The sequence below is a fragment of the Enterobacter cloacae complex sp. SHL021 genome, from assembly GCF_049237765.1.
GTDB classification, from domain to species: Bacteria; Pseudomonadota; Gammaproteobacteria; order Enterobacterales; family Enterobacteriaceae; genus Enterobacter; species Enterobacter cloacae.
The window spans coordinates 128,790-146,689 of record NZ_JBMKJG010000015.1 but is presented as its reverse complement, the minus strand read 5'-3'; the positions used below and the strand labels follow the sequence as shown (position 1 = coordinate 146,689).

Annotated in this window: 20 protein-coding genes; 8 read left to right on the top strand and 12 right to left on the bottom strand. The window is 53.0% G+C overall.

The features are described 5' to 3' along the window. The 4 genes from ACOTZF_RS16430 to osmB all read left to right on the top strand — a co-directional run. Window positions 1-82 (top strand): hypothetical protein (locus ACOTZF_RS16430; protein ID WP_048266543.1); only part of this gene is annotated, 82 nt, incomplete at its 5' end. Continuing rightward, window positions 79-258 (top strand): hypothetical protein, encoded by a 180-nt coding sequence (locus tag ACOTZF_RS16425; protein WP_421636120.1) that lies wholly within the window; start codon window positions 79-81, stop codon window positions 256-258. The genes ACOTZF_RS16430 and ACOTZF_RS16425, both read left to right, overlap by 4 nt. Before the next feature lie 43 nt (window positions 259-301). Beyond that, window positions 302-1,054 carry a DNA-binding transcriptional regulator YciT gene (locus tag ACOTZF_RS16420; protein ID WP_013096378.1) on the top strand — a complete coding sequence of 251 codons (753 nt, stop codon included), beginning with the start codon at window positions 302-304 and terminating at the stop codon, window positions 1,052-1,054. Window positions 1,055-1,315: 261 nt separating this feature from the next. Beyond that, the gene (gene osmB / locus ACOTZF_RS16415) at window positions 1,316-1,534 is read left to right on the top strand and encodes an osmotically-inducible lipoprotein OsmB (RefSeq protein WP_008501216.1); all 219 of its coding nucleotides are present in this window, start codon (window positions 1,316-1,318) and stop codon (window positions 1,532-1,534) included. A 102-nt stretch (window positions 1,535-1,636) separates the two neighbouring features. Here osmB and yciH read toward each other — a convergent pair whose 3' ends face one another. The 5 genes from yciH to pgpB all read right to left on the bottom strand — a co-directional run bounded on the left by yciH (window position 1,637) and on the right by pgpB (window position 5,286). Next, window positions 1,637-1,963, bottom strand: coding sequence for a stress response translation initiation inhibitor YciH (gene yciH, locus ACOTZF_RS16410; protein ID WP_013096377.1), 327 nt, complete (start codon window positions 1,961-1,963; stop codon window positions 1,637-1,639). Continuing rightward, the gene (gene pyrF / locus ACOTZF_RS16405) at window positions 1,963-2,700 is read right to left on the bottom strand and encodes an orotidine-5'-phosphate decarboxylase (protein WP_126850846.1); all 738 of its coding nucleotides are present in this window, start codon (window positions 2,698-2,700) and stop codon (window positions 1,963-1,965) included. Before pyrF ends, yciH begins: the two co-directional genes overlap by 1 nt. Window positions 2,701-2,885: 185 nt before the next feature. Beyond that, window positions 2,886-4,055: a lipopolysaccharide assembly protein LapB gene (gene lapB, locus ACOTZF_RS16400; protein ID WP_129251821.1), complete on the bottom strand. Its 1,170-nt coding sequence runs from the start codon at window positions 4,053-4,055 to the stop codon at window positions 2,886-2,888. Between the two features lie 6 nt (window positions 4,056-4,061). Beyond that, window positions 4,062-4,370 carry a LapA family protein gene (locus ACOTZF_RS16395; protein WP_013096374.1) on the bottom strand — a complete coding sequence of 103 codons (309 nt, stop codon included), beginning with the start codon at window positions 4,368-4,370 and terminating at the stop codon, window positions 4,062-4,064. Between the two features lie 148 nt (window positions 4,371-4,518). Continuing rightward, a complete protein-coding gene (pgpB, locus tag ACOTZF_RS16390; protein WP_028027956.1) occupies window positions 4,519-5,286 on the bottom strand; it encodes a phosphatidylglycerophosphatase B in 768 nt (255 codons plus the stop codon). Window positions 5,287-5,484: 198 nt separating this feature from the next. Here pgpB and ribA point away from each other — a divergent pair, with 198 nt between their 5' ends. Next, on the top strand, window positions 5,485-6,075 hold the full coding sequence (ribA, locus tag ACOTZF_RS16385) for a GTP cyclohydrolase II (protein WP_013096372.1): 591 nt from the start codon (window positions 5,485-5,487) through the stop codon (window positions 6,073-6,075). Between the two features lie 44 nt (window positions 6,076-6,119). Here the strand turns inward: ribA and acnA are convergent, their stop codons facing one another. The 5 genes from acnA to topA form a co-directional block, all read right to left on the bottom strand. Further along, window positions 6,120-8,795, bottom strand: a complete 2,676-nt coding sequence (acnA, locus tag ACOTZF_RS16380) for an aconitate hydratase AcnA (protein WP_129251823.1) — start codon at window positions 8,793-8,795, stop codon at window positions 6,120-6,122. A gap of 165 nt (window positions 8,796-8,960) precedes the next feature. After that, the gene (ymiC, locus tag ACOTZF_RS16375) at window positions 8,961-9,059 is read right to left on the bottom strand and encodes a small membrane protein YmiC (RefSeq protein WP_044159376.1); all 99 of its coding nucleotides are present in this window, start codon (window positions 9,057-9,059) and stop codon (window positions 8,961-8,963) included. 311 nt (window positions 9,060-9,370) lie between these two features. Then, window positions 9,371-9,511, bottom strand: a complete 141-nt coding sequence (locus ACOTZF_RS16370) for a YmiA family putative membrane protein (RefSeq protein WP_213382645.1) — start codon at window positions 9,509-9,511, stop codon at window positions 9,371-9,373. Between the two features lie 337 nt (window positions 9,512-9,848). Then, a complete protein-coding gene (gene cysB, locus ACOTZF_RS16365) occupies window positions 9,849-10,823 on the bottom strand; it encodes an HTH-type transcriptional regulator CysB (RefSeq protein WP_006175683.1) in 975 nt (324 codons plus the stop codon). Window positions 10,824-11,010: 187 nt separating this feature from the next. Then, window positions 11,011-13,608: a type I DNA topoisomerase gene (topA, locus tag ACOTZF_RS16360; RefSeq protein ID WP_129251825.1), complete on the bottom strand. Its 2,598-nt coding sequence runs from the start codon at window positions 13,606-13,608 to the stop codon at window positions 11,011-11,013. 399 nt (window positions 13,609-14,007) lie between these two features. Between topA and ACOTZF_RS16355 the strand changes: the two genes are divergently transcribed. Next, window positions 14,008-14,259, top strand: coding sequence for a YciN family protein (locus tag ACOTZF_RS16355; RefSeq protein WP_003856804.1), 252 nt, complete (start codon window positions 14,008-14,010; stop codon window positions 14,257-14,259). Window positions 14,260-14,293: 34 nt separating this feature from the next. Here ACOTZF_RS16355 and sohB read toward each other — a convergent pair whose 3' ends face one another. Continuing rightward, a complete protein-coding gene (gene sohB, locus ACOTZF_RS16350; protein ID WP_038985421.1) occupies window positions 14,294-15,340 on the bottom strand; it encodes a protease SohB in 1,047 nt (348 codons plus the stop codon). Between the two features lie 251 nt (window positions 15,341-15,591). Between sohB and ACOTZF_RS16345 the strand changes: the two genes are divergently transcribed. Further along, on the top strand, window positions 15,592-16,353 hold the full coding sequence (locus tag ACOTZF_RS16345; protein ID WP_023620279.1) for a YciK family oxidoreductase: 762 nt from the start codon (window positions 15,592-15,594) through the stop codon (window positions 16,351-16,353). Further along, complete coding sequence (gene cobO / locus ACOTZF_RS16340; RefSeq protein WP_062934599.1) at window positions 16,350-16,940, top strand: cob(I)yrinic acid a,c-diamide adenosyltransferase; 591 nt, start codon at window positions 16,350-16,352, stop codon at window positions 16,938-16,940. Before ACOTZF_RS16345 ends, cobO begins: the two co-directional genes overlap by 4 nt. A gap of 36 nt (window positions 16,941-16,976) precedes the next feature. On the opposite strand, the gene rluB is transcribed toward cobO, so the two are convergent. Beyond that, complete coding sequence (gene rluB / locus ACOTZF_RS16335; RefSeq protein WP_038985420.1) at window positions 16,977-17,852, bottom strand: 23S rRNA pseudouridine(2605) synthase RluB; 876 nt, start codon at window positions 17,850-17,852, stop codon at window positions 16,977-16,979. Window positions 17,853-17,900: the final 48 nt, after the last annotated feature.

The following is a 17,900-nucleotide window of genomic DNA, read 5'->3' as shown; positions in this document are numbered from 1 at the left end:
AACAAGGGAAGACTTACTCGTGGCTGCAACCCTACTAGCTCAAAATTTATTCACACATGGTTACGCTTTGGGGAAATTATGAGGGGATCTCTCAGGGCTGTAGCCCAACGAATTGATACCGTGCTGGATATACTGGTGGCGGGCGATTATCACTCTGCGATCCGTAACCTTGAGATCCTGAAGTCTGAACTTCTGGCTCAGAATGGCGCCGAAACCGCGTCAGAAAACAGACAGCCAAAAGCCCCGTGGGAAGTTTAACCACGCCCTATCCGCCCTCGTTTCGCTTTATTAAATGGATGCTATGAATTCCCGACAACAAATCATTTTGCAGATGGTCATCGATCAGGGGCGCGTGAGCGTCGTCGATCTCGCTAAAACGACAGGCGTTTCTGAAGTCACCATCCGTCAGGATCTGAATCTACTCGAAAAACAGAGCTACCTGCGTCGTGCGCATGGGTATGCGGTCCCGCTGGACAGCGAGGACGTAGAAACCCGCATGATGAATAACTATGCCCTCAAACGTGAGCTGGCTGAGTTTGCCGCGTCCTTAGTGAACAATGGCGAAACGGTCTTTATTGAGAACGGCAGTAGCAACGCCCTGCTGGCCCGCACCCTGGCCGAGCAAAAAGACATCACCATCATTACCGTCAGTAGCTATATCGCTCACTTGTTGAAGGAGACACGCTGCGAGGTCATCCTGCTGGGCGGTATCTATCAGAAAAAAAGTGAGAGCATGGTCGGCCCACTGACGCGTCAGTACGTGCAGCAGGTGCATTTCAGCAAGGCCTTCATCGGTATTGACGGCTGGCAGCCCGAAACCGGCTTTACCGGTCGGGATATGATGCGTTCAGACGTTGTGAACGCGGTACTGGAAAAAGAGTGTGACGCAATCGTGCTGACCGACAGTTCAAAATTTGGCGCGGTCCATCCTTATACGATGGGGCCAATATCCCGGTTCAGCCGCGTAATTACCGATGACCGTCTGAGCGAAGCGCATCGGAATAAACTCCAGGAAGACGGACTTATCGTCGACATTATTAAAAAACCCGCCTGAGTCCGCGAGCGCCTGAATTTCAGGCGCCTCTTAACCTCTCTCTGAGAGGAATCCTAACCCCCCTTTAAGAGTTTTTACCTGTTTAACTGACCCTGAATACGTAAAATTAATGTTAGCGATATAACAGGAAGTGACTATCACCTGCGTGATGACGTAACACCTGCGCGACCAGCTTTCACGGAGAACAGAATTTAAGTATTCGTTTAGTCTATACTTAAAGCGTGCATCTTTCCGTGAATCGATAATTCAGGAGAAAGTATTATGACCTTAACCAGCAAAAAATTAGCCGCCGCTGTTCTGGCAATCACTGTAGCAATGTCCCTGAGCGCATGCTCTAACTGGTCTAAACGTGACCGTAACACCGCCATTGGTGCCGGTGCTGGTGCACTGGGTGGTGCAGTATTAACAGACGGTAGTACGCTGGGTACATTAGGTGGTGCTGCTGTTGGTGGTATTATCGGTCACCAGGTCGGCAAATAATTATTATACGCCCTGATGGGCATCGCGATATTTATCGCATTTCAGGTCTGACTTACGCACGTATAAAACAAGAGCCACGGTAAATACCGTGGCTCATTTATTTTAGCCGCCCGCCAGTTTTACTTTCATCCCTTTGGCTTCGAGATGCGATTTAATGACATCGCGTTTATCACCCTGGATTTCGATTATCCCGTCTTTGACGGCACCGCCGCAGCCACATTTCTTTTTCAGTTCAGCCGCCAGTTTCGCCAGTTCTGCATCATCCAGATCGATACCCGTGATAAGGCAAACACCCTTACCTTTACGCCCGCTGGTCTGGCGCTGGATACGGACAATACCGTCGCCCTTCGGGCGCTCTGCTTTCGCTTTCGGTTCATCAATGCGCCCGGTTTCGGTTGAATAGACCAGACGGCTGTTTGAGTCGGTCATTACGCCCCCTTTTTCAGTGATGCGTTGATAGCCTTAAGCGTCTCTGCCGGATTAGCAGATTGTGTCACTGGACGGCCGATGACCATGTAGTCCACGCCTGCCGCCAGCGCCTGCTCAGGGGTCATAATACGGCGCTGATCGCCAGCCTCGCTACCCGCTGGGCGAATACCCGGCGTGACCAGTTTGAAATTCTGGCCCAGCTCCGTTTTGAAACGCACCGCTTCCTGCGCGGAACAGACTACACCGTCCAGGCCGCAATTCTGCGTCAGTCGCGCAAGACGTTCTGCATGTTGAGCCGGTGACAACGTCACACCGAGGTCACGCAGGTCATTTTCGTCCATGCTGGTCAGCACCGTAACCGCAATCAACAAGGGGGCGTCGCTACCAAACGGCAGAAGCGCTTCACGCGCGGCTGTCATCATTCTCGCCCCACCCGATGCATGCACGTTAACCATCCATACACCCAACTCGGCAGCCGCGGCAACGGCATGCGCCGTGGTGTTTGGAATATCATGAAATTTGAGGTCGAGGAAAACGTCAAAACCGCGCTGTTGCAGATCGCGTACGATTTGCGGTCCAAATAACGTAAACATCTCTTTGCCCACTTTAAGGCGACAGTCGCGAGGATCAATACCGTCGACAAAAGCCAGAGCAGCGTCACGTTTATTGTAATCAAGAGCAACAACAACAGGAGAATCAGTAACTACGCGGGAAGTGGAGGAAGTAACAGACGTCATGACCAGCCCTTTTCGTCTATGGGCGCGCAGCGGCGCGGAACAGATAAACGGCGTGCATTCTACCTGCCAGCGCCACAAATTGACAGGATCGTTTTATTCCCTGCCAGGCTGGCAAGCCGCACGATGCTGAATGGGATTATAAAAGTGATAAGTATGTTGTAACTAAAGTGAGGAGTTTTAAAAAATTACTGCCCATCGAGACCGCGAATAGGCTTGATGGTTGACCAGACCCGGCATGAAGGACAGTGCCAGTACAGCGTATACGCGGTAAAACCACACTTCTGACAGCGGTAGCGCGGCTTGCTACGCACCTGTTCGCCCACCATGTCACGCAGCACCATCAGGCTCTCTTTAGCACGCCCTTCTTCTGCGTCGTTCAGGTGGTAATCCATCAGCTTATGGAAAACCCGCATGGTAGGATGACGCTGCAGCTGACGCGTAATATAAACCTGCGCCGTGTCGCTGCCCTCATGCTGCTCCACTACGTCGGAAAGCATCAGCTCCGCAGTGGCTCCGGTGTTCTCTTCCACGCAGCGGCGCAGGAACGCTACCCACTCATCCTGTTTACCCAGCTGTTGATAACAGGTCTGCAGCATTTCAAGGGTTTCACTGACCAGCTCTTTGTCCTGATCAATGACGCGCAGCAGGCTTTCAACGGCTTTGGCATAGTCGCCACTTGCCATAAACACGCGCCCCATCATGATGGAAATACGCGCGCTGTTGCGGTCTGCGGCGGCCCCTTTCTTCAGCAACGCCATGGCTTTGTCCATGTCGTCGTTCCCCATCTGTTGCAGGGCAAGTTCGCAGTAGAAATGGGCTATCTCGACGCGCTGTTTGTCTTTACCCAACTTAACCAGACGTTCAGCGGTATCAATGGCTTTCTGCCAGTCGCTGGTGGCCTGGTAAATCTGCAGCAGCTGCTGCAGCGCACCTATGCGGAAATCTGTTTCATCCACCAGTTGCGAGAACATATCTTCCGCACGGTCATACAACCCTGCCGCCATGTAGTCGCGGCCCAGCTGTTGTACTGCCAGCAGGCGCTGATCGTAAGTTAACGAGGCGCTTTCCATGAGGGTCTGGTGAATACGAATGGCACGGTCAACCTCGCCGCGCGAGCGGAACAGGTTGCCCAGGGTCAGGTGTGCTTCAACGGTCCCAGTGTCCTCTTTTAACATGTCGAGGAACAGGTCGACCGCTTTATCCTGTTGATTGCTCAGGAGGAAGTTCACCCCTGCAACGTAGTCGCGGGAGAGTCGGTTCGCCTCATCCTGTTTTGTTTGTTGCGCACTTCTGCGGCCCATATACCAGCCATAGGCAGCGGCTACAGGCAAAAGCAGAAACAACAACTCCAGCATATTCGATTATTCCTTGACGACCGGCACACCAGAGCTTTCCGGAATGTCGGACGCAGGCGCAATTTGATGTTCGAGGCGTTTAATTTTACGTTCAGCGCGCGCAAGCGAAACACGTACTTTTAACCAGAACAGACCGCAAACCAGCCAGCCGATGGCGAAACCCGCTGCGAACAAGACCGCCAGCAGGCTCGAAACCCGATACTCGCCCTGCGCCAGCAGATAGTTAAACGTCACCTGTTGATCGTTTTGTGCACCCAATGTGACTGAAATGACAAAAATCGCCAATACCAGTAAGAAAATGAGTAAATATTTCACATTACTTCCCGTTATGTGGTTCAAGCGAATAAAGTGTGTTCAACTTACCGCAATCAGCCTTATAAACTACCATTTTAGCGACGGGCGCGAAACGGAAAAAGTGACGCGCCCGTCATGGATTTATGGGCTAAATGCGCAAAATCAACCTTCAGACGCCACTGTGCTCCCTTTCGGCGATCTCTTCTTTCTCTTCCGGCGGCGGCGTTAACGGACCGCAGAGTCGTTCAGCCAGCCAGGTGGCAAGGGTAACAAGCAGCCATGAAATGAGCGTCGCCACCACTAAATCGCGTGGCCAGTGCATGCCCAGCAGTAGACGGCTCCCCATCACCCCCGTCGCCCAGACCAATAAAATGGCGATAGTGACAGTCCGACGCCGCGGCCATAAAAGGCCGACGGCAAGAAGTGCCCAACTGGCGGCGAACATGGTGTGCCCGGATGGAAACGCAAAGCCGGTCTCTTTTTGCCAGTGTTTACGTAAAAACGTCGGGATATCCTGCTGTTCCGCAAGCTGTTCTTTTACCAGCGCACCGCGATCTTTACGTTTTAAATTGTAGAACTCATTCACCGGAACATGATGCGTTTTTTCCAGCCAGACCACAAAAGGCCGCGGCTCCTGCACATGGCCTTTCACCCAGGATTTTACCCCCTGGCCAACAAGAATCGCCCCACCGAGGATAGCAAAGAGCACCAGCGCTGCGCGGAGACGAAAGCGCAGGCACCACAAAAACCAGGCGCAAAGCACTACATGAGTAATGATGCCCCATGGCTGGGTGACCGTCTCTGTTATCCAGTATAACGTTTTCAGCCACAGGGTATTGTGCCCGGGCTGCCACATCCAGCCTGATACCCAAACGGCTAATGGCATAATCAACAATATGGCCGCACCTGCTGCCGTTCGTCTGGCGATTGAAAGCATGTCTTCTCCTTTTTCGCTAAGCGTCACAATCATAACTGAAATTCATCCGACGGGTGGATATGTCGGATCGTGCGTTTAACGTTCGTATAGCATGGCAGCCATTAGGCGAACCTGCTGAGCTTGTGGCAAAATGAACGGATACAGAAAGCAAAAACAGGCGGAAGACACGAAACGTGTCAGCCTACTCTGGAGAATCACATGCAGCTTAAACGTGTGGCAGAAGCCAAACTGCCAACCCCATGGGGCGATTTCCTGATGGTGGGATTTGAAGAACTGGCGACCGGACAGGATCACGTCGCGCTGGTGTACGGCGACATTTCAGGACAAACCCCGGTACTTTCTCGCGTTCATTCGGAGTGTCTGACCGGCGATGCGTTGTTCAGCCTGCGCTGTGATTGCGGTTTCCAGCTGGAGGCAGCGCTCTCTCATATTGCCGAAGAGGGTCGCGGTGTGCTGCTTTATCACCGCCAGGAAGGGCGCAATATTGGCCTGCTGAATAAAATCCGCGCCTACGCGCTGCAGGACCAGGGGTACGACACGGTAGAAGCAAACCACCAGCTCGGCTTCGCTGCCGATGAGCGCGATTTCACGCTGTGTGCGGATATGTTTAAGCTGCTGGGCGTGGATGAAGTACGCCTGCTGACTAACAACCCGAAAAAAGTCGAAATTCTGACCGAAGCGGGGATCAATATCGTTGAGCGTGTACCGCTCATTGTGGGACGTAACCCAAAAAACGCGCACTACCTCGATACCAAAGCCGCCAAAATGGGGCATCTGCTGAGCGAGTGATCGCAAAGTGCCCGGCAACGCCCTCGCGTGCCGGGCTGGCTCCATCAGTCCAGCATCTTACGAATCACGTAATGTAGAATGCCGTCGTTCTGGTAATAGGTGAGTTCTGTTGCCGTATCGATACGACACCGGCAGTCGAGCACCTCTGTTTTACCGTCTGCGCGCATTAATTTCACCGGCACCGTTTTACCCGGCTGCAGATTTTGCAGGCCGCTGATGTCAATCAGCTCTTCCCCGGTGAGGCCCAGCGTTTTACGGGTGACGCCCTGCGGGAATTCGAGTGGCAGGATCCCCATCCCTATCAGGTTTGAACGGTGGATACGTTCAAACGATTCGGCAATCACCACCCGAACCCCAAGCAGACGCGGGCCTTTGGCCGCCCAGTCACGGCTGGAGCCAGAGCCGTACTCTTTCCCGGCGATAACCGCCAGCGGCGTGCCTTCCTGCTGGTATTTGACGGCGGCGTCATAAATTGAGATCACGTCGCTCCCCGGCAAATGTCGCGTCATGCCCCCTTCCACGCCCGGCACCATTTCATTGCGGATACGGATATTGGCAAACGTGCCGCGCATCATCACTTCATGGTTACCACGACGCGAGCCGTAGGAGTTGAAATCCCGGCGCTCCACACCCCGACTCTGCAGGTAACGGCCTGCTGGACTGTCGGCTTTGATGCTTCCCGCCGGCGAAATGTGGTCCGTGGTGACAGAGTCTCCCAGCATCGCCAGAATGCGCGCGCCGTGGATATCCTGCAGCGGTGCAGGTTCAGCCAGCATCTCATCGAAGAACGGCGACAGGCGGATATAGGTCGAATCGTCCTGCCAGTCATAGGTATCTGAACCCACGACGTCGATGGCCTTCCATTCCGGCGTACCTTCAAACACCTCCGCATACTCTTTGCGGAACATTTCGGTAGAAACTTTCTCTACGGCCAATGCAATTTCCCGGGCAGATGGCCAGATATCCTTCAGATAGACCGGATCATTCTTGCGATCGTGGCCAATCGGATCGGTGACCAGGTTGATATTCATATTCCCGGCCAGAGCGTATGCCACAACCAGCGGTGGAGACGCCAGCCAGTTGGTCTTGACCAGCGGATGAATACGGCCTTCAAAGTTTCGGTTACCGGAGAGAACGGCCCCGACGGTGAGATCGCCCTGCTTGATCGCCATCTCAATCGGTTCAGGTAACGGACCCGAGTTCCCGATACAGGTGGTGCAACCGTACCCCACCAGGTTAAAGCCCAGCTCATCCAGATACGGCGTTAATCTGGCCTGTGCAAGGTAATCTGAAACCACTTTGGAGCCCGGTGCCAGAGAGGCTTTTACCCACGGCTGTGGCTTAAGCCCCAGCTCTACCGCTTTCTTCGCCAGCAGACCGGCCGCCATCAGCACGCTGGGGTTCGACGTATTTGTACAGGAGGTTATGGCTGCAATGACAACCGCACCATCCGGAAGCTGATACTGATGTCCGTTCAGGACATAGTCGATTGGGCGGTGGTCTTTTTTCGCCGTGTTAACCTCCAGTTCATTACTGGCGGCAAAGGCTTTCGGTACGTCACTCAACGCCACCCGATCCTGCGGACGTTTTGGCCCCGCCAGGCTCGCCTCGACGGTTCCCATATCCAGTTCAAGTGTGCTGGTAAATACCGGTTCATCGCCCGGGTTACGCCACATCCCCTGCGCTTTGGTATACGCTTCAACCAGCGCCACCTGCTCTTCGCTACGGCCACTCAGGCGCATATATTCCAGCGTGACAGTATCGATGGGGAAAAAGCCGCAGGTTGCGCCATACTCCGGCGCCATGTTGGCGATGGTGGCACGGTCGGCAAGCGGCAATGAATCCAGCCCGTCACCGTAGAATTCGACAAATTTACCCACCACACCATGCTTACGCAGCATCTGCGTGACGGTAAGTACCAGGTCGGTGGCAGTAATGCCTTCCGACAGTTTGCCGGTAAGCTTAAAGCCCACCACATCAGGGATCAGCATCGATACCGGCTGGCCAAGCATGGCCGCTTCGGCTTCAATTCCGCCAACGCCCCAGCCCAGAACGCCCAGGCCGTTAATCATGGTGGTATGCGAATCGGTGCCCACCAGAGTATCCGGATAGGCCACCCACTCTTTATCCTGCAATTCACTCCAGACCGCTTTGCCCAGGTATTCAAGATTCACCTGGTGGCAGATACCCGTACCGGGCGGAACGACGCTAAAGCGGCTAAAGGCCTGCTGCCCCCACTTCAGAAAGACGTAACGTTCGTGGTTACGCTCCATTTCCAGACGTACGTTTTCGCCAAAGGCATCGTCGTCACCAAAGTGGTCCACGGTGACAGAGTGGTCGATAACGAGATCAACGGGAGAGAGCGGATTCACTTTAGCAGTATCGCCGCCAAGGCGCTTCACCGCTTCGCGCATTGCCGCAAGGTCAACCACAGCAGGGACCCCGGTAAAGTCCTGCATCAGAACCCTTGCCGGTCGATAGGCAATTTCTCTGTCAGCATGGGCATGCTTAAGCCACCCTGCCAGCGCCTGGATATCTTCAAGGGTGACGGAATCACCGTCCTGCCAGCGTAAGAGGTTTTCCAGTAAAACTTTCAAGGATTTGGGTAAACGCGAAATGTCCCCAAGCGTCCTGGCTGCCAGCGGCAGGCTGTAGTAGTGCCAGGTTTTATTTTCTGCCTGTAATGTGTCCTTACTGGCTTCGCGTAGGGTTACCGACATAAGCTCCTCCTTAATTACAGAGATGTCCTGACAATCATCAGGGCTGTAATTAAAGATAACACAAAGATGTCGTAACGTTTTGATAACAACCCGAAATGATAAATCCAGGAATGTTCCAGTGCGGGGGAGAAAACAAAAAACCCCGCCGTAGCGAGGTTTTACGATTTAGTGGAGGGCCAGCCAGATAAGCTGTGACCAGAACAGAATCGACGCGGAAAAAACGCCGAGCCATGACCAGTATTTCATAGACATCATGTTATTCATCATAGGGACACCAGGCATTATTTATTAAAGGTTCCGAGGTCTGCCCTCAGTTCAATATTGCTGATGTGTATTTATTAAAGAGTACAAATGCATTGAGCCTTTATTCAGACTATTTGCATCATTACGCAATTAAGTAAATTATTGTTTTTTGGGTTCGTCTTCTGCGAACACATCAATAAACGCTTGCTGTTGCGGCGTCAGTTTCCAGGACGCGGGTACGGCAGTGGCAGGTGCTTTGCGCACTTTGTGGCCCCTGTCACGAAGCTGACACATCTGTTTAACTGTTTCTGTACGTACTGTCACTGCCATATTCAACCCCAATAGTTCCAGGCCAGGAAAGCAACCACCACCCAAAACAAGGCGGAGACGAGAAAGACCGCCAGCCAGGCTTTACGCTTGAGCGCAGGATCCCTTTGCGGTTCTTCACTTCCTGAAGGCATTGCTAACCTCATACAATCGATATCGCTTATCATTTAGAGACCAAACAATTGGTACAATTAATCATCTGTTGAGATAAATCCTAAAGAAACTTTAGCCGAAAAGCCAGTGAATTTACGTATCTATTGATGGGAAATATTCATTCTTTTGACCAGAAATAAATATTTGAAAGGAAATATTTGCGAAGCCAAAAATTAGTTCTACTTTTGTCGCCAATTCACGACATTATAACCACACTGAATAAATGGTTAATGACATTATACGGCAGTTAAGTGCAGATGATGATAATTCTAATTTAGCTTTGAGAGGTTATTTCGGTATCTTTCCTGGACGGAAAGATACCGGGAGTGATTATTTTGCCGGAAGTTTGATGTCTTTAAACATCTCTTCGATATCTTCATTTGAACGTAATGCCACTGCCGTATCGACCACGTCGCGCGTTAAATGTGGGGCAAAGCGCTGAATGAAATCATACATATAGCTACGCAGGAAGGTACTGCGACGGAAACCAATCTTAGTGGTGCTATGGCTGAAAATATCATGCGCATCAAGACGCACGAGGTCAGGGTCGGATACGGGATCAACCGCCATGCTGGCAATCACCCCTACCCCCAGTCCAAGCCGCACGTAGGTCTTAATTACGTCAGCATCGGTTGCGGTGAAGACGATACGCGGCGTTAATCCTGCACGATTGAATGCAGTGTCAAGCTCGGAGCGCCCGGTAAAGCCGAAGGTATATGTCACTAAGGGATATTGCGCCAGCTCTTCAATAGTGACCGACCCTTTACCGGCTAACGGGTGATCGGGCGTGACGACAATAGAACGGTTCCAGTGATAGCACGGCAGCATAACCAGATCGTCATACAGATGCAGCGCTTCGGTTGCGATAGCAAAGTCCGCATTACCCTTCGAAACCGCCTCAGCGATTTGCGTCGGCGAGCCCTGATGCATATGGAGAGAGACGCGTGGATAGCGCTCAATAAAGCCCTTAATAACGCCCGGCAGCGCATAGCGTGCCTGGGTATGGGTGGTGGCAATATACAGCGACCCTTTATCCGGCCAGGTATGCTCTCCCGCCACCGATTTAATGGCGTCGACTTTAGAGAGGACCTCCCGCGCGATGCGGATAATCTCCTGCCCTGCTGGCGTCACCTGGGTGAGGTGTTTACCGCTACGAGCAAAAATCTGAATACCTAACTCATCTTCCAGCATGCGGACCTGCTTGCTGATACCCGGCTGAGAGGTATATAGCCCCTCAGCGGTAGAAGAGACGTTAAGGTTGTGGTTTACCACCTCAACAATATAACGAAGCTGCTGTAATTTCATGCCAGACCATCCGATTTAGCGCATGCGGTCAATCGCTTAAGACGATTTGATAATAAGAAAAGGGTTAACTATAACCACTATATCATTTATAGCCTGACTGTATAGTACGGAACAAAAAATAATAACAAGGTAATAAAAAAGGGCCGGAAGTCCGGCCCTTTCACACGTAAGTTACGGTAAGGAAGGATTATTTCTTACCTTCAACCCATTTGCCATCCACAAAGAATGCTGACCAGCCGGTCGCCTTACCCTCTTTCTCTGCCGCAACATACTGCTGCTTCGTTTTACGGCTAAAACGCACAACGGTTTTATTGCCTTCCGGATCCTGCTGTGGCGCATCGGCCAGGTAGCGCAGTTTCTCAGGCAGGCGGTCGCGGAAACGGTACAACTCTTCCACCAGTGGCGCGCGGGTTTCGCGCGATTTAGGGAAGGTGTTTGCCGCAAGGAACACGCCGGCAGCACCATCACGCAGCACGAAGTAAGCGTCGGACTTCTCGCACGGCAACTCTGGCAGCGGAACCGGATCTTCCTTCGGCGGCGCGACTTCACCGTTACGCAGGATTTTACGCGTGTTCTTACACTCGTCGTTGGTACATGCCATGTATTTACCGAAGCGCCCCATTTTCAGGTGCATCTCAGAACCACACTTCTCACACTCAACGATAGGACCGTCGTAACCTTTAATGCGGAACTCACCCTCTTCGATCTCATATCCATCGCAGGTCGGGTTATTACCGCAGACGTGCAATTTACGTTTTGGATCGATGAGGTAGCTGTCCATCGCGGTGCCGCATTTCTTACAGCGACGTTTTGCACGCAGGGCGTTGGTTTCCGCATCATCACCTTCCAGCACGTTGAGCACTTCGTTCTCAGGTACCAGGTTAATGGTGGTTTTGCAGCGTTCTTTCGGCGGCAGCGCATAGCCAGAACAGCCGAGGAAAACGCCAGTGGTGGCAGTACGGATCCCCATTTTACGGCCGCAGGTTGGGCAGTCGATGCTGGTCAGGACCATCTGATTCGGCAGCATGCCCCCCTCTTCAGGATCTTTTTCCGCTTTTTCAAGCTGGTTGGTAAAGTCGCTGAAGAAGCTGTCGAGAACCTTTTTCCACTCGGCCTGATGGCTGGCAACCTGATCGAGGCTGTCTTCCATTTGCGCGGTGAAGTCGTAGTTCATCAGTTCGCGGAAGTTGGCTTCCAGGCGGTCAGTGACGATCTCACCCATTTTTTCCGCATAGAAACGACGGTTTTCAACACGAACGTAACCGCGGTCCTGAATGGTCGAAATAATCGACGCATAGGTGGACGGACGGCCAATACCGCGTTTTTCCAGCTCTTTAACCAGAGACGCTTCGCTGAAACGCGCTGGCGGCTTGGTGAAGTGCTGGGCAGGCACGAGATCAACCAGAGAGAGCTCATCCCCTTTGTTTACCGCAGGCAGAGTTCTGTCTTCATCACCCTTACGCAGCGCAGGCATCACTTTAGTCCAGCCATCGAAGCGCAGGATACGGCCACGCGCTTTCAGGCGGAAATCACCCGCACCAACGGTCAGAGTAGTGGAGTCATACTGTGCTGGTGTCATCTGACACGCCACGAACTGACGCCAGATAAGCTGATACAGCTTCTGGGCATCGGCTTCCATATCTTTCAGCGATTCGGCTAATACGGAGACGTCAGAAGGACGAATGGCTTCGTGCGCTTCCTGTGAGTTCTCCTTGCTGGCGTACTGGTTTTCACTCGCTGGCAGGTATTTCTTACCGAAGTTGTCACTGATGTAACCGCGCACCATGTTGACGGCATCCTGGCTCAGGTTTGTCGAGTCAGTACGCATATAGGTGATATAACCCGCTTCATACAGACGCTGGGCCATCATCATGGTTTTCTTCACGCCATAACCCAGGCGCGTGCTGGCAGCCTGTTGCAGCGTAGACGTAATAAACGGTGCGCCAGGTTTGCTGCTGGTCGGTTTGTCTTCACGCTCCAGAACCTGGTAGCGCGCTTTTTCCAGCAGCGCCACGGCCGCCATGGTCTGTTCACGATTTTCAGGACGGAACGGTTTGTCATTCTGATGACTCACCTGCAGCGGCAGCGCATCTCCACCCGGCGTGGTGACATTGGCATCCACTTCCCAGAACTCTTCCGGGACGAAGGCTTTGATCTCACGCTCACGTTCAACAACCAGACGCACAGCAACGGACTGCACACGCCCTGCGGACAGACCGCGGGCAATCTTTTTCCACAGCAGTGGAGAGACCATGTAACCCACGACACGGTCCATAAAACGGCGTGCCTGCTGCGCGTTTACGCGGTCGATGTTCAGTTCACCCGGCTTCTCAAACGCCTGGCGAATCGCATTCTTCGTAATTTCGTTAAACACTACACGGCTGTAGCGTTTGTCGTCACCCCCGATCACTTCCCGCAGGTGCCAGGCAATGGCTTCCCCTTCGCGGTCAAGGTCGGTTGCGAGATAAATGTGGTCTGCTTTTTCAGCAAGCTGCTTCAGCTCGTTAACGACTTTTTCTTTGCCGGGCAGCACTTCATAGTGTGCATCCCAGTTATGCCATGGGTTAACACCCATACGGTTGACAAGCGCGCTACGTTCATCCTTTTTAGGCTTTTTAGCCCCTTTGGTGGAGGTAGAGTCTGCGCTCTTTTTGCTGGCTGAGCCACTGGTCGGCAAATCGCGGATGTGACCGACGCTGGACTTAACCACGTAGTCATTACCCAGATACTTATTGATCGTTTTGGCTTTTGCCGGGGACTCAACGATGACGAGAGCTTTACCCATATTCACCTTTACCTAATTTAATTCTTCCAGGAATACGCCGCATGTTGATTTCCCTTCCACTGACGATGAGCCATTGATATTGCGACTGCGTCAGGGGATATCAACCCCTTTGTCTTACTGAACGTTAAAGCGTTAACGCCCAGGTGATTGAGTTATCGGGTATTTTTCTCACATCGGATGTAATTCGTGACGAATTCCCGGTCGAATGTCAAGCAATTCTGTTGCCAGAATGACGAAAGCGCACACTCTACCTGATAAAATTCGTTACGCAACTTTATTAGCATGCAAAAGCAAATCCTGCCAGCCAGGTCACGGCACCTTACCCCCTCACATTACAGGGAAAATTTGCCCCCAAAGCGCCCCCGGCGTAGACTATTGTCACTGTTTAAGGAGTGGATTATGCAGAATACAACCCAACCCATTGATCGAGCCTCTCTGCTTATCGAAGCAAATAAGCTGATTCGTGACCATGAAGATACCCTGGCGGGCATTGAAGCGACCGGCGTGGAACAACGTAACGGCGTGCTGGTATTCAGCGGCGAATACTTCCTTGACGAACAAGGGTTACCCACCCCGAAAAGCACCGCCGTATTCAATATGTTTAAATACCTGGCGCACACGCTTTCAGAGAAATATCATCTGGTCGATTAACGCAAAACGCGAGGCACTGGCCTCGCGTTTTTGTTTACAGCAGCGGTTTTTGTCCGCGTTGCAACCAGCGGAGCAGCAGGCGATCCGCGCTTTCGGCCGCGCTGTTCGTAAAGCGGTCAAGCAGTCGCTTACGCTGAGTAAAGCGCACGCCAACCAGTTCGCGCCCTTCCATCAGATTCAACAGCAGGTCGTCACTGGTGCCCACTTCATCCACCAGCCCTTTTTCCTGCGCCTGCGTACCGTACCAGTGCTCCCCTGTTGCCACCTGGTCAATATCAAGCGCCGGGCGCATACGGTGCACAAAGTCTTTAAAGAGGTGATGGGTTTCATTGAGATCTTCGCGGAATTTCTGACGTCCTTCTTCCGTGTTCTCCCCCAGCAGCGTCAGGGTACGTTTGTACTGACCCGCCGTATGCAATTCAATGTCGATCTCTTTGTTTTTCAGGAAGCGGTTAAAGTTCGGGATTTGCGCAACCACCCCGATGGAGCCAATAATAGAAAACGGCGCCGCAACAATTTTATCCGCCACGCAGGCCATCATATAGCCACCACTCGCCGCGACTTTATCCACGGCAACCGTCAGCGGGATCTGTTTTTCACGCAGACGCTGTAGCTGCGAAGCCGCCAGCCCATAACCATGAACGACCCCACCCGGACTCTCAAGACGGACAACCACCTGATCCTGCGGTTTAGCCACGGCAAGCACGGCGGTGACTTCTTCACGCAGGGAAGAGACTTCATGGGCATCCATGCTGCCTTTAAAATCGAGCACATAGACACGCGGGGTTGAGGTTTCCTCCGGCGCGTTAAGCTTCGCTTTGGCTTTTGCCGCTTTGGCGTCCTGCTTATGCTTTTTCTTCTGCGCCTTGTGCCACAGTTTCTGTTGATGGCTGTCAAGCAGGGTCAGCGACATCTCTTCCTGCATCTCTTTATACTGCTCGCTCAGGCGGGTAATGCGTAACTCACCACGCTGACGTTTGCGCTGCGTCAGGTTAACAATCAGAACGGCCACTACCGCAATGGCAATCACCACCGTCGCGATCTTTGCCAAAAACAACCCATATTGAGAAAGTAATTCCACGCGTTCCACCTTGATTTAACCACGAATCTTTCACGGCAGTGTACAACAGCCCTGCCCATGCGTCTCGCTCGTGACATTACCTCTGCGAGCCGTCTTCAGGAATCCCCCGATTCTGGTTTAAATATTTGCAAATTGTTAATTTTACAGCGATGCGTCCTGTAGACTGATTGAATTCTCATGCTAATTCGGGCATAAAGCCGAAAAGTCACACAATAAGGCGTCTTTGCATCACTGTGCGCCGAGGAGTCACCGTGCATTATCAACCGCAAAAAAATCTGCTGCAGAACCGCATCATTCTGGTCACTGGTGCCAGCGATGGCATTGGCCGCGAAGCGGCACTGACCTACGCTGACTATGGCGCGAGCGTAATTCTCATTGGCCGTAACGAAGAAAAACTCAAAGGAGTGGCTCAGGAGATTGACGCCGCCGGTGGCATTCCTGCCCGCTGGTACACGCTGGATCTGCTCACCTGTACCCCTGAAACGTGCCAGGAGCTTGCCCACCGCATCAGCACCCACTACCCACGGCTGGATGGCGTACTGCACAATGCCGGCTTGCTTGGGGAGGTTCGCCCGATGGATGAACAGGATCCTGAAATCTGGCAGCAGGTCATGCAGGTCAATATCAACGGCACCTTTTTCCTGACCCAGGCACTGCTTCCTTTATTACTCAAATCTGATTCCGGTTCGCTGGTGTTCACCTCCTCCAGCGTAGGGCGCGAAGGCCGCGCAAACTGGGGAGCGTATGCGGTCTCAAAATTCGCGACCGAAGGGATGATGCAGGTGCTGGCGGAGGAGTATCAGAGCCGTCATCTGCGCGTGAACTGCATTAACCCAGGCGGAACGCGTACCAAAATGCGCGCCAGCGCCTTCCCGACGGAAGATCCACAGAAGCTTAAAACCCCGGCAGATATTATGCCGCTCTATCTCTGGCTGATGGGCGATGACAGCCGCCGTAAAACAGGGATGACCTTTGATGCCCAGCCAGGCCGTAAACCCGGGATTTCGCAATGAGTGAAGAACGTCACCAGCAACGTCAGCAGCGCCTGAAAGAACAGGTTGATGCCCGTGTCGCCGCTGCGCAGGATGAACGCGGGATCATCATCGTGTTTACCGGCAACGGCAAAGGCAAAACCACCGCTGCCTTTGGTACCGCCACGCGCGCCGTTGGTCACGGGCAGAAAGTGGGTGTCATTCAGTTCATTAAAGGGGAATGGCCCAACGGTGAACGTAACTTACTTGAACCGCACGGGGTTGAGTTCAAGGTGATGGCGACAGGCTTTACGTGGGATACCCAAAACCGGGAAACCGACACCGCGGCCTGCCTCGCGGTATGGGAGCATGCAAAACGAATGCTGGCGGATCCGGCCCTGAACATGGTGTTACTGGATGAGATCACCTATATGGTCGCCTACGACTATCTGCCGCTGGACGCCGTACTGGAGGCACTCAGGAATCGCCCGGCGCATCAGACGGTGATCGTCACAGGCCGCGGCTGTCATCGGGATATTCTGGAATTAGCGGATACCGTCAGCGAATTGCGTCCGGTTAAACATGCTTTTGATGCCGGTATCAAAGCGCAAATCGGCATTGATTACTGATAAAAAAGCCCGGTGATATTAACCGGGCTTTTATTTTTAACCGTTGTTATTACGGCTGCCAGCGCGGCGATTATTGTTCACCAGGCTGTGGCGTTTCACCGCACGACGGATCTGGTTCGCCTTCATGCGACGACGATCTTTCTCCACCGCCACTTTGGAAGTGGTTTCTGGCGCCAGTCCCACCAGTTCACGCAGGTAGTTGGTCTGCGTCAGGTCCAGTTCGGTATAGCCACCACGTGGCAGACCTTTTGGCAGCAGAATATCGCCGTAACGGACACGGATCAGACGGCTAACCTGCACGCCCACCGCTTCCCACAGACGACGAACCTCACGGTTACGGCCTTCGGTCAGGGTAACGTTGTACCACTGGTTGATCCCTTCACCACCGGTAAATTTGATGGTTTTGAACGCTGCAGGACCGTCTTCCAGCTGAACGCCACGCGACAGATCGCGCAGTTTGTTCTCATCAACCTGGCCGAACACGCGTACGGCGTATTCGCGTTCCACTTCACGACTTGGGTGCATCAGACGGTTTGCCAGCTCACCATCCGTTGTGAATAGCAGCAGACCGCAGGTGTTCACATCCAGACGCCCCACGGCAATCCAGCGTGCGCCACGCAGTTTAGGCAGACGGTCAAATACCGTCGGGCGACCTTCCGGGTCGTTGCGCGTACACAGTTCACCTTCCGGCTTGTAGTACGCCAGCACGCGGCAGATCTGCTCAGCAGATTCTTTAACCGAGATAAGATGACCGTCGATACGGATTTTAAGCCCCGGCACGATTTCTACGCGGTCACCGAGCGTGGCGATTTTACCGTCCACACTCACGCGTCCGGCTTCAATAATGGCTTCGATTTCACGGCGTGAGCCGTGGCCGGCACGCGCCAGCACTTTCTGTAACTTCTCGCTCATTGAGCTTCCTCAGGTGTCGCCTTCACAGGCGTCTGGTGTACTTTATGA

Coding starts and splice junctions, on each gene's coding strand:
- ACOTZF_RS16425 (WP_421636120.1), top strand. CDS start 79: ATGAGGGGATCTCTCAGGGCTGTAGCCCAACGAATTGATACCGTGCTG.
- ACOTZF_RS16420 (WP_013096378.1), top strand. CDS start 302: ATGAATTCCCGACAACAAATCATTTTGCAGATGGTCATCGATCAGGGG.
- osmB (WP_008501216.1), top strand. CDS start 1,316: ATGACCTTAACCAGCAAAAAATTAGCCGCCGCTGTTCTGGCAATCACT.
- yciH (WP_013096377.1), bottom strand. CDS start 1,963: ATGACCGACTCAAACAGCCGTCTGGTCTATTCAACCGAAACCGGGCGC.
- pyrF (WP_126850846.1), bottom strand. CDS start 2,700: ATGACGTCTGTTACTTCCTCCACTTCCCGCGTAGTTACTGATTCTCCT.
- lapB (WP_129251821.1), bottom strand. CDS start 4,055: ATGCTGGAGTTGTTGTTTCTGCTTTTGCCTGTAGCCGCTGCCTATGGC.
- pgpB (WP_028027956.1), bottom strand. CDS start 5,286: ATGCTTTCAATCGCCAGACGAACGGCAGCAGGTGCGGCCATATTGTTG.
- ribA (WP_013096372.1), top strand. CDS start 5,485: ATGCAGCTTAAACGTGTGGCAGAAGCCAAACTGCCAACCCCATGGGGC.
- acnA (WP_129251823.1), bottom strand. CDS start 8,795: ATGTCGGTAACCCTACGCGAAGCCAGTAAGGACACATTACAGGCAGAA.
- ymiC (WP_044159376.1), bottom strand. CDS start 9,059: ATGAATAACATGATGTCTATGAAATACTGGTCATGGCTCGGCGTTTTT.
- ACOTZF_RS16370 (WP_213382645.1), bottom strand. CDS start 9,511: ATGAGGTTAGCAATGCCTTCAGGAAGTGAAGAACCGCAAAGGGATCCT.
- cysB (WP_006175683.1), bottom strand. CDS start 10,823: ATGAAATTACAGCAGCTTCGTTATATTGTTGAGGTGGTAAACCACAAC.
- topA (WP_129251825.1), bottom strand. CDS start 13,608: ATGGGTAAAGCTCTCGTCATCGTTGAGTCCCCGGCAAAAGCCAAAACG.
- ACOTZF_RS16355 (WP_003856804.1), top strand. CDS start 14,008: ATGCAGAATACAACCCAACCCATTGATCGAGCCTCTCTGCTTATCGAA.
- cobO (WP_062934599.1), top strand. CDS start 16,350: ATGAGTGAAGAACGTCACCAGCAACGTCAGCAGCGCCTGAAAGAACAG.
- rluB (WP_038985420.1), bottom strand. CDS start 17,852: ATGAGCGAGAAGTTACAGAAAGTGCTGGCGCGTGCCGGCCACGGCTCA.